This is a genomic window from Agrococcus jejuensis, assembly GCF_007679035.1.
In the GTDB taxonomy this organism is placed as follows: Bacteria; Actinomycetota; Actinomycetes; order Actinomycetales; family Microbacteriaceae; genus Agrococcus; species Agrococcus jejuensis_A.
This window is the reverse complement of record NZ_VEFR01000002.1, coordinates 735,512-748,415: the sequence shown is the minus strand read 5'-3', so window position 1 is coordinate 748,415 and position 12,904 is coordinate 735,512. Positions and strand designations below refer to the sequence as shown.

At 71.3% G+C, this 12,904-nt stretch carries 10 protein-coding genes and 1 pseudogene; 5 read left to right on the top strand and 6 right to left on the bottom strand.

Translation table 11 applies throughout. The annotated features are described in order from the left end of the window. Positions 1–118 precede the first annotated feature (118 nt). On the bottom strand, positions 119–1,243 hold the full coding sequence (locus FS793_RS10420) for an ElyC/SanA/YdcF family protein (protein WP_186329444.1): 1,125 nt from the start codon (positions 1,241–1,243) through the stop codon (positions 119–121). Positions 1,244–1,356: 113 nt separating this feature from the next. After that, on the bottom strand, positions 1,357–3,273 hold the full coding sequence (gene nagE, locus FS793_RS10415) for an N-acetylglucosamine-specific PTS transporter subunit IIBC (protein ID WP_144720402.1): 1,917 nt from the start codon (positions 3,271–3,273) through the stop codon (positions 1,357–1,359). 131 nt (positions 3,274–3,404) lie between these two features. Here nagE and FS793_RS10410 point away from each other — a divergent pair, with 131 nt between their 5' ends. Further along, positions 3,405–3,821 carry a DUF1579 family protein gene (locus FS793_RS10410; RefSeq protein ID WP_144720401.1) on the top strand — a complete coding sequence of 139 codons (417 nt, stop codon included), beginning with the start codon at positions 3,405–3,407 and terminating at the stop codon, positions 3,819–3,821. Between the two features lie 18 nt (positions 3,822–3,839). Here FS793_RS10410 and FS793_RS10405 read toward each other — a convergent pair whose 3' ends face one another. Both FS793_RS10405 and FS793_RS10400 read right to left on the bottom strand, forming a co-directional pair. Further along, positions 3,840–4,556 (bottom strand): GntR family transcriptional regulator, encoded by a 717-nt coding sequence (locus FS793_RS10405; protein WP_186329443.1) that lies wholly within the window; start codon positions 4,554–4,556, stop codon positions 3,840–3,842. Positions 4,557–4,615: 59 nt separating this feature from the next. Further along, positions 4,616–5,170 (bottom strand): TetR/AcrR family transcriptional regulator, encoded by a 555-nt coding sequence (locus FS793_RS10400; RefSeq protein WP_222123729.1) that lies wholly within the window; start codon positions 5,168–5,170, stop codon positions 4,616–4,618. An 84-nt stretch (positions 5,171–5,254) separates the two neighbouring features. Between FS793_RS10400 and FS793_RS10395 the strand changes: the two genes are divergently transcribed. Together FS793_RS10395 and FS793_RS10390 are read left to right on the top strand one after the other, a co-directional pair. Further along, complete coding sequence (locus FS793_RS10395) at positions 5,255–5,971, top strand: SDR family oxidoreductase (RefSeq protein WP_144720399.1); 717 nt, start codon at positions 5,255–5,257, stop codon at positions 5,969–5,971. A gap of 140 nt (positions 5,972–6,111) precedes the next feature. Continuing rightward, positions 6,112–6,954, top strand: a complete 843-nt coding sequence (locus tag FS793_RS10390) for an HAD family hydrolase (RefSeq protein ID WP_260980113.1) — start codon at positions 6,112–6,114, stop codon at positions 6,952–6,954. A gap of 99 nt (positions 6,955–7,053) precedes the next feature. Here the strand turns inward: FS793_RS10390 and FS793_RS10385 are convergent, their stop codons facing one another. Continuing rightward, positions 7,054–9,600, bottom strand: coding sequence for an MMPL family transporter (locus FS793_RS10385; protein ID WP_144720397.1), 2,547 nt, complete (start codon positions 9,598–9,600; stop codon positions 7,054–7,056). Positions 9,601–9,716: 116 nt separating this feature from the next. Between FS793_RS10385 and FS793_RS10380 the strand changes: the two genes are divergently transcribed. After that, complete coding sequence (locus FS793_RS10380; protein WP_186329442.1) at positions 9,717–10,307, top strand: TetR/AcrR family transcriptional regulator; 591 nt, start codon at positions 9,717–9,719, stop codon at positions 10,305–10,307. Positions 10,308–10,675: 368 nt separating this feature from the next. Then, positions 10,676–11,926 (top strand): annotated as a pseudogene (dnaB, locus tag FS793_RS10375) (replicative DNA helicase); the annotation flags it as partial. Positions 11,927–12,026: 100 nt separating this feature from the next. Here dnaB and FS793_RS10370 read toward each other — a convergent pair. Further along, the gene (locus tag FS793_RS10370; protein ID WP_144720394.1) at positions 12,027–12,860 is read right to left on the bottom strand and encodes an aldo/keto reductase; all 834 of its coding nucleotides are present in this window, start codon (positions 12,858–12,860) and stop codon (positions 12,027–12,029) included. Positions 12,861–12,904: the final 44 nt, after the last annotated feature.

The following is a 12,904-nucleotide window of genomic DNA, read 5'->3' as shown; positions in this document are numbered from 1 at the left end:
TCGCGTCGAGCGGGCACGTCGCGTGGTCTCGTGACGGCTCCTCGCTGCGCTCGGGGCCTCCTCCGCCAGCAGTCGGGGGAGGATTCGGATGACTGCTTGTCGAGACCTCAGCGCATCCTCACCGCTGGAGCCCTGGGAACGCCCACACGCCCGATGCGCGCAGCAGGTCGCGGTAGATCACGAGCTGCTCCTGCGGCGTGACCTCGGCCGCCTCCGCTGCCGTGTCGAAGTCCATCGCCACGACGTTCGTGAGCTCGTCGCCCGTGACGTCGAGGCCCATGGCCGGGCCGAGCGAGTCGGCGACCTCGTCGAAGATCGTGATCGCGCGTCGCATGTGCGAGGCGCTCGAGATCACGGTGACGGTGTCGACGTCGTGCTCGGCGGCGAGCTGCAGCGAGAACAGCGCGTTCTCGATCGTGTCGGTCGCGAGGGCCTCCGGCACGATGCGGTCCTCGTCGACGCCCTGCTCGACGAGCCACTCGGTCATGGCGCTCGCCTCCGTCACGCCCTCCTGCGGCACGCCGCCCGAGACGATGAGCGTCGAGTCCGGATAGGCCTCGGCGGCCTCGAGCGCCACCTCGAGTCGGTCGATCAGCGTCTGCTCCATCGTGCCGTCGTCGGCGAGCGCGTAGCCGAGCACCACGAACGCGTGGCCCTCCTCGGGCAGCCCGGTCGGCACCTCCTCGTTCAGCACGAGATCGGATGCGGCTGCCGCAGCATCGAGCGCGGCGACGTCGTCGGCCGCTCGCACGGCATCGATGCGCTGCAGCTCGGCGACGTGCTCGGCGTATGCAGCCTCGTCGCCCGATGCGCGGCTGTAGGCGGCGGCGCGCAGGTGCGCCTCGTACGCGTCCGGCTCGATCGCGAGGATGCCGTCGAGGGTCTCGAGCGACGCCTCCACGTCGTCCTGCAGCAGCTGCGCCGAGGCGAGGCCGTAGCGCAGGTCGAGGTCGTACGGGTCGATCTCGACGGCCTGGGCCATCGCCTCGGCCACGACGTCGTAGTCGCCGTGCAGCGTGACGCCCTGGAAGAAGTCCTCCTCGACCTGCGTGAGGTCGCCGCCGTTCCAGTAGTAGTGCATCGCGATGTCGGTGAGCGCGTCCACGCGCTCCGAGGTGGGCGAGGCGTTGTCGACGGCGTCGAACAGCTCCTCGACGGTGGGCTCGTCGCCGGCAGCGGGCTCGCTGCTGGCGGGATCGGTGCAGCCGACGAGCGCGATGGCGGTCGCGGCGACGATGGGCACGGCGACGGATGCGCGAAGGCCCCGCCTCCTTCGATCGATTCGGGCGATGGTCGAGCGCATGCTCTTCTCTCTTCCTCTTCGGGTCGGGTGGGCGGGGCCTCCTCGCACGTCGGCTACCGCAGTCGCAGCTCCGCGTCGCCGCCGTTCAGCAGGATCACGGGCGTGACCGTCGGGTGGCCGGCGGCACGGATCTTGGCGAGGTCGAACTCGATGAGCGGCGTGCCCTCGGTGACCTGGTCGCCGACGGCGACGAGCGTCGTGAAGCCGTCGCCCTGCATCTCGACGGTGTCGATGCCGACGTGCACGAGCAGCTCGGTGCCGTCGCTGAGCACCATCGCGACCGCGTGGCCCGTGGGGAACACGTGGGCGACGCTGCCGTCCGCCGGGGCGACGACGACGGACCCGGTGGGCTCGATCGCGACGCCGGGGCCCATGATGCCCTCGGCGAAGGTCGCATCCGGCACCTCGGTCAGCGGCACGATGCGGCCCTCGACGGGCTGGCGCACCGTGACGACGGTCGCGGTCGCGACGCCACCCGCGGCGGGTGCGGAGGTCTCGACGACGGCCGCGACCTCCGCATCCGACGGCGGGGCGACGCGGCCGGCGATGAGGTCCTCCATCGCATCCTTCACGAACTGCACCTCGAGGCCGTAGATGACCTGCACCGAGCGGCCGCCGGGCTTCATGACGCCTGCTGCGCCCGCACGGCGGATGGCGGCGTCGTCGACCTTCGACACGTCGGCGATCTCCATGCGGAGGCGCGTCGCGCAGTTGTCGAGCTCGAGCACGTTGCCCTTGCCGCCCAGCCCGTCGAGGATCGCCGAGGCCTGCGCCACGAACTTCGACTTGCCCGTCGCGCCCTCGACGCCGATCTCCTCGTCCTCGCGGCCGGGGGTCTTGAGGTCGAAGCGCTTGATGATGAAGTAGAAGGCGACGAAGTAGATGAGGAACCACGCGACGCCCATGAGCAGCAGGATCCACGGGTTCTGCGCCATCGGGTTGACCCAGTTGAGCACGAGGTCGATGAAGCCGCCCGAGAAGCCGAAGCCCATGCGCACCGGCAGGGCTGCGGCGATGGCCATCGAGATGCCCGTGAAGAGGGCGTGCAGCACGTACAGCGGCGGCGCGAGGAACATGAACGCGAACTCGAGCGGCTCGGTGACGCCCACGAAGAACGAGGCGAACGCGGCCGAGATGAGGATGCCGGCGGTCACCTTGCGGCGCGTGGTCTTGGCCGTGAGGTACATCGCGAGGGCCGCGCCCGGCAGGCCGAACATCATGATCGGGAAGAAGCCCGACATGTACTGGCCCGTGACGCCGTAGGTGCCGGTGTTGTTGAGGAAGTTGCCGAGGTCGTTGATGCCGGCGACGTCGAACCAGAACACCGAGTTCAGTGCGTGGTGGAGGCCCGTGGGGATGAGCAGGCGGTTGAAGAAGCCGTAGATGCCGGCGCCGATCGGGCCGAGGCCGAGCAGCAGCTCGCCGAAGCCGACGAGGCCGCCGTAGACGACCGGCCAGACGAAGAACAGCACGAGCGACACCACGAGCGAGGCGCCGGCGGTCACGATGGCGACGGAGCGCTTGCCCGAGAAGAACGACAGCGCAGTGGGCAGCTGCACGTCCTTGAACCGGTCGAAGCAGAGGGCGCCGATGAGTCCGGCGAGGATGCCGATGAATGCGTTCGCGATGTTGCTGAACGCCGGGTTCACGTCGGCGACCTCGGCAGTGCCCGTGAGGCCGGCGACCGTCTCGGGCGACAGCAGCGTCGTGATGGTGAGGTACGAGACGAGACCTGCGAGGGCGGCGGTGCCGTCGGACTTCGACGCCATGCCGAAGGCGACGCCGACGGCGAAGAGCAGCGGCAGGTTGTTCAGCAGCGCGCCACCGGCGGCCGCGAAGAACGACGAGACAACGTTGGCCTCGCCGGCGGCGGTCGAGATCCAGTAGCCGACGCCGGACAGGATCGCTGCGACGGGCAGCACCGCGATGGGCAGCATGAGCGACTTGCCCAGCCTCTGGAAGAACTTCATGGTGCGACTCCATGTGCAAGGGGAGAGGGATTGGGGGGACTCTACCCGCGATCCGTGCGCTGGTCTAGACCACCGACGCGACAGTCGGACAACCCCTTGCCTCCGCCGCGCGCTCGGCGGACCGTGTCGGCATGACGAACGAGCACGAGCGGCTGCAGGCATTCATCGGCGACTGGTGGGCGGAGGGCACGGCGTACGGCGCCGACCGGCAGGGATCCCCGTGGCGCAGCGTCCATTCCGCCCGGTGGCACACGGGCGATCGGTTCGTCGTGCAGGACGAGCGCGCCAACGGCCCGTTCGACACCCTGTCGTTCCTCGGGTGGGATCGGGAGCGCGAGACGTACTTCTCGTGGAGCGTCGAGAACCACGGCTTCCACCGCGAGTACCTCGTCACGGTCGACGGCGACGTGTGGACGTTCACCGGCGAGCAGGAGCGCGCGACGATCGCCTTCACCGACGACGGCCGCACGCAGACGCACCACTGGGAGTTCCGGCCAGAGGGCGAGTGGGTCGCGCTGTGCGACCGCGTCGCGCACCGCGTCGACTGACGCTCGCGCGGACCCGCGTCAGCCGAGCGGCAGCGAGAGGCGCTCGGCGAGCGGGAACGTGAGTTCGTACCGGTCGGCCGGGAACGTCACGCGCGAGTACTCCACGGGCACGCCGTCGGACACGGCCGTGCGCGACAGCCGCAGCACGGGATACGTCGGCGCGATCTCGAGCACCGCGATCTCCTCGGGGCTCGGCAGCGCCGCCGTCACGACCTCCACGCCCTCCGTCGGCAGCAGGTCGAGACGCTCGAGCAGCTCGTAGAGGCTGCCCTCGGCCGCCTCGCGATCGAGCTGCGGCACGAGCGCCACCGGCAGCCACGCGTCCTCGAGCGCCAAGGGGCGGTCGTCGCCGAGGCGCAGCCTGCGCAGATGCACGGTCTCGGCGTCGTCGTCGAGCCGCAGGTGCGCCGACACCTCCGTCGGCCGCTCGGTGCTGCGCACGTACGACAGCACGCGCGTCTCGGGCCGCATGCCGTGCTCGCGCACGGCGCTCGCGAACGAGCGCAGCCGCACCTGCAGCGACACGGGCGGCGCCAGCCGCTCGGTGCCGACGCCGCGGCGCGTGCGCACGAGGCCCTCGCGCTCGAGCACGTCGATCGCGGCGCGCACCGTCATGCGCGCGACGCCCAGCTGCGACGCCAGCGCGCGCTCGGCGGGCAGCAGCTCGCCGGGGGCGAGCGCATGGGCGAGGGCGCGCACGCCCTCGAGCGCCGTCGCCCCGCTGTCCCGTGCCATGGCATCCAGCATCGCACCCCGACCTGCGGATGCGGATGGCGTGCGTCGCCGTGCGTCGTTCAGGCGCGCAGGGGGAGTGCGGCGAGCGTGAGCTCGCCGATCGCCGCGACCTCGTCGGCGGAGCCGCCGTCGCGGGCGCGGGTCGACATGCCGCCGAGCACGGCGACGACGAGGTCGGCGGCCGCCGCGGGGTCGACGCCGGCGGGCACGTCGCCCTCGGCGACGCCGCGCGCGATCCGGCGGGCGATGCGCTCGGCCATGTCGCGGCGACGCTCGGCGAGGCGTGGCTCGCTGAGCACGAAGCAGCCCTCCGGCGTCGTCGGGTCGGTGTAGCCGGCGGCGCTGCCGCGCACGATGTCGGCGATGGCGTCGGCCGTCGACGGCTGGTCGAGGTACTGCTCGAGCGTCGCGGTGGCGGCGTCGGCGTAGCAGGCGGAGGCAGCGTCGAAGAGGCGGTCCTTGTCGCCGAACGCCGCGTAGAGGCTCGGCGCCGAGATGCCGATGTCGCGCGTCAGCGTCGCGACGGTCGTCTCGTCGTAGCCGTCGCGCCAGAAGCGACGCATGGCGGTGTCGAGCGCGTCGTCGCGGTCGAATCCGCGGGGTCTGCCTGCCATGCCACCCATTCTATAGCGCTCGCTACGCAATGTGCTAGCGTCGCCCACGATCGTTTCCTAACGAACGCTACAGAAAGGTCCACCGTGCAGATCCGAGAGTCCGTCGCCGTCGTCACCGGAGCCAACCGGGGCATCGGCGCAGAGTTCGTCCGTCAGCTGCTCGAGCGCGGCGCCACCAAGGTCTACGCCGGCGCTCGCGACGCGTCGACCATCGCGATCGACGACCCGCGCGTCGTGCCCGTGACCCTCGACGTCACGAGCGCCGCCGACGTCGAGGCGGTCGCCGCACTCGCGACCGACGCGACGATCGTCGTCAGCAACGCCGGCATCTCGTCGGCCATCCCACTCGTCACGGGCGACCTCGACGGCATCCGCCGTGAGTTCGAGACCAACGCCTTCGGCCCGCTGCGCATGGCCCGTGCGTTCGCGCCCACGCTCGCCGCGGCCGGCGGCGGCGCCGTGCTCAACGTGCTCTCGGCCTCGTCGTGGGCGTCGTTCCCCGGCGCGACGACCTACGGGGCCTCGAAGGCCGCCGCGTGGAGCATCACCGACGGCCTGCGCCTCGAGCTCGCCGAGCAGGGCACGCTCGTGACCGGCCTGCACATGGGCCTCGTCGACACCGACATGACCGCCGCGTACGACGCCCCCAAGATCACGGTCGCGCAGGTCGTGACGGCTGCGCTCGACGGCCTCGAGCACGGCGACGTCGAGGTGCTCGCCGACGAGCCCGCCAAGGCGGCGAAGGCGAGCCTCGCGCTCGAGCCGACCGCGCGGTACGCGCAGCTGCTCGGCGCCGCCTGACGGCGTGCGGGCTGCGGGGCAGCGGCCCCGCAGCCCACGGTCGCGCGTGCCGTGGGACCATGGATGCAGACCTCGCCGCTGCAACGGTGCATGCGCATCCGCGGGCCACGCGCCCATCGACCGCATCCAGGAGCACCTCCGTGACGACCACCGCGTCCATCCCCACCGTCCACCCGTTCGACGACGCCGACATCCGGCTCATCGTGAGCGACATGGACGGCACGCTGCTCGACGAGCACGGCGCCGTGCCCGAGCGGCTGTGGGGGCAGCTCGACCGGCTGCGCGAGCGCGGCATCGTCTTCGCGCCCGCGAGCGGTCGCCAGTACGCGGCGCTGCACCGCCTGTTCGAGCAGGCCATCGACGGCATGTGCGTCATCGCCGAGAACGGCTCGATCGTCATGCAGGACGGCGAGGAGCTGTCGTCGGTGACGATCGAGCGGGATGGTGCTGCGGCCATCGTGCGCACGCTGCGGCAGCTCGCCGCCGACGGCGCCGACCTCGGCATCGTCGTGTGCGGCAAGCGCGGCGCCGTCGTCGAGCGCTCCGACGAGCGGTTCCTCGAGGCCGCCGGCCAGTACTTCGCGGCGATCGAGGTCGTCGACGACCTGCTCGCGCATGACGACGACATCCTCAAGCTCGCCGTCCTCGACTTCCACGACGCCGCTGCCGTCGCGGCCGGCCTCGCCGCCTTCGGCGCGACGCACCAGATCGTCGTGTCGAGCGAGCGCTGGGTCGACATCATGTCCCGCTCGATCGACAAGGGCGTCGCGGTGCGCGCGCTGCAGGAGCGCCTCGGCGTGACCCCCGCGCAGACGGCGGTCTTCGGCGACTACCTCAACGACCTGCAGATGATGGATGCCGCCGAGCACTCGTTCGCGATGGCGAACGCGCACCCGACGGTGCGCGAGCGCGCCCGCCACACGGCTCGCTCGAACGCCGAGCACGGCGTCGTGCACGCGATCGAGCGGCTGCTCGCCCGCTGACCCGTCCCTGTCCCGCGGCGCCGCCTGCGGAGACGCAGACGGCCCAGACACGACGAAGGGCCCCGACCGAGCGGTCGGGGCCCTTCGTGCTGGCAGGGGTCAGCCCTTGGTCGGGGCCGAGCGCACCTCCTGCGCCGCGAGCTCCGCGGTCGTCGGGTGCGCCTGCCGGCCGGCGTCGCGCTCGAGGCTCGAGCCCTCCACGTCGACGTTCGGCAGGATGCGGTCGAGCCAGCGGGGGATCCACCAGGCCGAGCGACCCAGCAGGTGCATCGCGGCGGGGATGAGCACCATGCGCACGACGAACGCGTCGAAGAGCACGCCGATCGCGAGGCCGAAGCCGAAGGGCCGCACCATCGACATGTGCGAGAAGACGAAGCCGCCGAAGACGGAGATCATGATGATCGCCGCCGCCGTGACGACGGGTGCGCCGTTGCGCAGACCCGCCACGACGGCCTCCTTCGCTCGCGAGCCGTGCACGAACGCCTCGCGCATGCCCGACACGAGGAACAGCTGGTAGTCCATCGCGAGGCCGAACAGCACGCCCGTGATGACGACGGGCGCGAAGCTCAGCACGGGGCCGGGGTCGTGCACGCCGAAGAGGTCGCCGAGCCAGCCCCACTGGTAGACGGCCGTGACGGCGCCCAGCGCTGCGAAGAGCGACAGCGCGAAGCCGGCGGTCGCGACGAGCGGCACGAGGATCGAGCGGAACACGACGAGCAGGATGAGGAACGACAGCCCGATGACGATGGCCACGTACGTGGGCAGCGCGTCGCCGATCGTCTCCGACAGGTCGATGTTGCCGCTCGCGGTGCCGGCGACGCCGTAGGACTCGACGCCGCCGATGGGCGTGAGGTCGCGCAGGGCGTGCACGAGCTGCTCGGTCGAGACGCTCGCGGGACCCTCGGCGGGCATGAGCTGGAAGACGAGGAAGTCGTCGTCCTCGCCGACGCCGACCGGCGCGACGGCCTCGACGTCGGCGACGTCGAGCAGCTGCTCGGCGATGTCCGCCTGCGTCGTGACGACCTCGTCGTCGGCCATGGGCGCATCCAGGCGCGCGGACACGACGAGCGGACCGTTGAGGCCCTCGCCGAACTCCGCGGCGGTCGTCTGGTAGGCGGCGTACTGCGTCGAGTCCTGCGGCTCGGCCGAGCCGTCTGGCAGGCCGAGGCGCATCGACAGCGCCGGGATGGCGATGACGGCGAGCGCCGCGATCGCGAGGGCGACGCGCAGCACGGCGAGGCCCGAGCGCATGGGCTTCGGGTGCTCGGCCGCGACGGGCGCCGACTGGGCGGCCTGCGCTGCGGCGCGCTCCTTGCGCGTGAGCACCCTCATGCCGATGAGCGACAGCGCCGCGGGCGTGAGCGAGACGGCGATGAGCACCGCCACGGCGACGCACCATGCGCCGACGGATCCCATGACGCCGAGGAAGCCGATGCCCGTGACGTTGAGCGCGAGCAGCGCGATGACGACGGTCGAGCCTGCGAACACGACCGCGGTGCCGGAGGTGCCGTTGGCCAGCGCGATCGACTCGCGCACGTCGAGGCCCCGCCGCAGCTGCGTGCGATGCCGGTTGACGATGAAGAGCGTGTAGTCGATGCCGACCGCGAGGCCCAGCATGACGCCGAGCACGGGCGTGATCGAGGTCATCTCGACGACGCCCGAGAGGGCGAGCGCCGTGGTGACGCCGACGCCGATGCCGATGAGCGACGCGACGATCGGCAGCATCGCGGGCAGCAGGGCGCGCAGCATGACGAGGAGCACGATCGCGGCGACGACGACGCCGATGATCTCGGCGGGGCCGACGAGGTCGGAGACGTTGGTGGTGAGCTCGGCCGAGGCGTCGACGGTGACGCCGTCGATGTCGGCGCCCTCGATGGTGTCGACGATGGCGGCCTTGTCCTCCGCCGGCACCTCGTAGGCGCTGGTCGAGAACTGGATGATGCCGATGGCGGCGCTGTCGTCGGCTGCGACGAACTGCAGCGCGTCGGCGGCGTCGAGCAGCGTCTGTCCCGCCTCGAGCTGCGCGGCGCCGGCGTCGAGGTCGGCCTGACCCTGGTCGAGCTGCGCCTGCTGGTCGTCGAGCTGCTGCTGGCCGGCCTCGAGCTGCTGCTGCTGCGCGAGCAGCTGGGCCTCGAGCGGGGTGCCTGCGGCCTGCGCGAGCGCGGCGTCGAGCTGGTCGCGGCTCGCGTCGAGCTCTGCCTGGCCGGCGTCGAGCTGCGCCTGGCCGGCGTCGAGCTGCTGCTGACCGGACTGGATCTCGGCGGCCGACGCGTCGAGCTGAGCGGCCTGGTCGGCGCGCTGCTGCTGCGTGTCGAAGGGGTCGACGGTCGTCTCGACGGTGTCGACCTCGCCGATCTGGGCGAGCAGGTCGGCGATGCCGGTGCGCTGCTCGTCGGTGAACGCGGAGCCGTCGTCGGTCGAGAACACGACGTTGGCGGTGCCCGTGCTCTGGCCGCCGAGCTCCTCGGCGATCTCGTCGCCGACGAGCTGCGTCTGCGTGCCGGGGATCGTGACGTTGGTGGCGAGGGTGCCGCCGAAGGCGAGGAACGCGGCGACGCCGCCGCCGAGCAGCACGGCCCAGGCGACGATCACGACCCAGGCGCGGCGGGCGGCGAAGCGCCCCAGGCGGGCGAGGAGGAGTGCCATGGATGCCTTTCGACGGCGAGGCTGATGCGTGCGGCACGACGTCGGGCCGAGACGAGCGTAACCGACACCTGTCGGAAAAGCGACACGTGTCGGATTCGCCATGGCAGACTCATGGCATGGACCCGCGGATCGCGCGCACGCGTCAGAGCCTGCAGCAGGCGCTGCTCGCCCTCGCACGCGAGGAGTCGCTCGACGCGATCTCGGTCGCCGACATCGCGGCCCGCGCCGGCGTGCACCGCTCGAGCTTCTACCAGCACTACGCCGACAAGGAGACGCTGCTCGCCGACGCGATCGACGCCACGGTCGACGAGGCCGCCGAGCGGTCGATGGCGACGGGACTCGCGAGCGGGGCCGTCGCACCCGACGAGCAGCAGATCCTGCGCACGCTCGAGGTGTTCCTCGAGCATGCGAGCGCCAACGCATCCCTCTTCCGCCGCGTGCTCGGCCCGCACGGGTCGGCGCTCGCGACGGCGCGCATGCGCGACCGCATCGACGGCATCGTGCGCGAGGGCATCGAGCACGGCCGCGAGTCGGGTGCCGTGCCCGCGAACGACGTGCCCGTCGACCTCGAGGTCGCGGCGGTGTCGGGCGCCGCGATCGCGGCCGTCGGCCAGTGGCTCCACATGCGCCCCAGGCCCGCGCCGACGCAGGCCGCCGCGTGGATCTGGACCCTGCTGTCGACCTCCCTCATCCCCGTGCACGCGTAGGGACGTCAAGTCTCCACCTCGACTCGAGGTGGATTTCCCCACGCACGCTGTGGAAACGGAAAGTCCCGGTCAGAGACCGATAGTCGCACTTTCGCCAGAAAGACCCCACAGGTTTGTCCACAGGCTGGGATGTGCTGTGGGTGGTTCCATCCACAGTTGTCCACACGTCATCCACAGGCGCACCGCGTGTCGTCAACAGGCCGGGCTTGGCGACGCGCGGAGGGTGCTCCTATGGTGACGAGGTTCGTGTGGATCGTGGGGCAACGGGAGGCGCAGTGACGAACGTCGCAGAGCTCGGCACCGAGGAGTATCGGCGCGATCGCACCCCGCCGCACGACGTGCTCGCCGAGCAGTCCGCGCTCGGCGGCATGATGCTGTCGAAGGACGCCATCGCCGACTGCATCGAGGTCGTGCGCGGCCCCGACTTCTACATGCCGAAGCACGAGCACGTGTACGAGGCGATCCTCTCGCTCTACTCGCACGGCGAGCCCGCCGACGTCATCGCCGTCTCCGACGAGCTCCAGAAGGCCGGCCACCTCTCGCGCGTCGGCGGCATCGAGTACCTCTACTCGCTCACGTCGGTCGTGCCCACCGCCGCGAACGCCGGCTACTACGCGACGATCGTCGCCGAGAAGGCCGTGCTGCGCCGTCTCGTCGAGGCCGGCACGCGCATCGTGCAGATGGGCTACAACGCCGAGGGCGAGGTCGTCGACCTCGTGAACAACGCGCAGGCCGAGGTCTACGCCGTGAACGGCGGCCAGCAGTCCGAGGACTACGTGCCCCTGTCGGTCGCGATGGTCTCGGCGATCGAGGAGATCGAGGCGGCGAAGGGCCTCGACGGCCAGATGACGGGCGTGCCCACGGGCTTCCGCCAGCTCGACGAGCTCACGAACGGCTTCCACCCCGGCCAGCTCATCATCGTCGCCGCCCGACCCGGCTTCGGCAAGTCGACGATCGCCCTCGACTTCTCGCGCGCCGCCGCCATCAAGGCCGACGTGCCCACGTGCTTCTTCTCGCTCGAGATGTCGAAGTCCGAGATCGCGATGAAGCTGCTCTCGGCCGAGTCGAGCATCCACCATCACAAGATGCGCAAGGGCACGATCGAGTCGCGCGACTGGACGACCCTCGCGCAGGTGCGCGGCCGCATCAACGACGCTCCCCTCTACATCGACGACAGCCCCAACCTCACGCTCGTCGAGATCCGCGCGAAGTGCCGTCGCCTCAAGCAGCAGATCGGCCTCGGCATGGTCGTCGTGGACTACCTGCAGCTCATGACGAGCGGCAAGAAGGTCGAGTCGCGTCAGCAGGAGGTCTCGGAGTTCTCCAGGTCGCTCAAGCTGCTCGCGAAGGAGCTGCAGGTGCCGGTCATCGCCCTGTCGCAGCTGAACCGTGGCCCCGAGCAGCGCGCCGACAAGAAGCCCGCCGTCTCCGACCTCCGCGAGTCCGGATCGCTCGAGCAGGACGCCGACATGGTCATCCTGCTGCACCGCGAGGATGCGTACGCCCCCGACATCCGCCCCGGCGAGGCCGACATCATCGTCGGCAAGCACCGTGGTGGTCCGACGGCGACGATCGCCGTGTCGTTCCAGGGTCACCTGTCGCGCTTCGTCGACATGGCGCAGGACTCGTCGTCGTTCGGCGGCGGCCCGCCCGCGATGCCCCAGGGCGGTGCGCCCGCCGACATCGGTGGCGCGCCCGCGGGCGGCGGCTTCTAGCCGGTCACTGCTCCTCGTGCCGCTCCGGGTCGCCGTCCCACAGGCGGCCGCGGGCGAGCGACGAGATGGCGCGCAGCTCGGTCTCGTCGAGCGTGACGTCGAAGACGTCGGCGTTCTCGCGCTGCCGCTCGGCGTTCGCCGACTTGGGGATCGGCGTCGAGCCCAGCTGCGTGTGCCAGCGCAGCACCGCCTGCGTCGGGGTGACGCCGTGCGTGCCGGCGACGTCGGCGATCACGCGTTCGGTGAGCAGCTCGCTGCGGCGTGCGAGCGGGCTCCACGACTCGGTGCGGATGCCGTGCTCGGCGTGGAACGCGCGCAGGTTCGCCTGCGGGAAGTACGGGTGCAGCTCGACCTGGTTCACCGCGGGCATGACGCCGGTGGCGTCGGCGACGCGCAGCAGCATCTCCTCGGTGAAGTTCGACACGCCCACCGAGCCGAGCACGCCCTCGTCGCGCAGCGCCACGAGCGCACGGAACGTGTCGACGTAGCGGTCGACCGACGGGTTCGGCCAGTGGATGAGATGCAGGTCGATGCGGTCGAGGCCGAGCCGCTCGAGCGAGCCGTCGACGCTGCGGCGCGTCTCGTCGTAGCCGTGGTCGCGACCGGGCACCTTCGACGTCACGAGCAGCTCGTCGCGCGGCACGCCGCTCTCGCGCATCGCGCGGCCCACCTCCTCCTCGTTGCCGTAGTTCACGGCCGTGTCGAGCAGGCGGTAGCCGACGTCGATCGCCGAGCGGATGGCTGCGACGCCGTCGTCGCCGTCGAGCTTGTAGGTGCCGAAGCCGAGCTCGGGGAAGGCGGTGCCGTCGGCGAGGGGCACGGTGGGGATCGTCAGCATGCCTCCATGCTGCCGCGCGTCGCGACCGCGCGACAGGGGGTGCG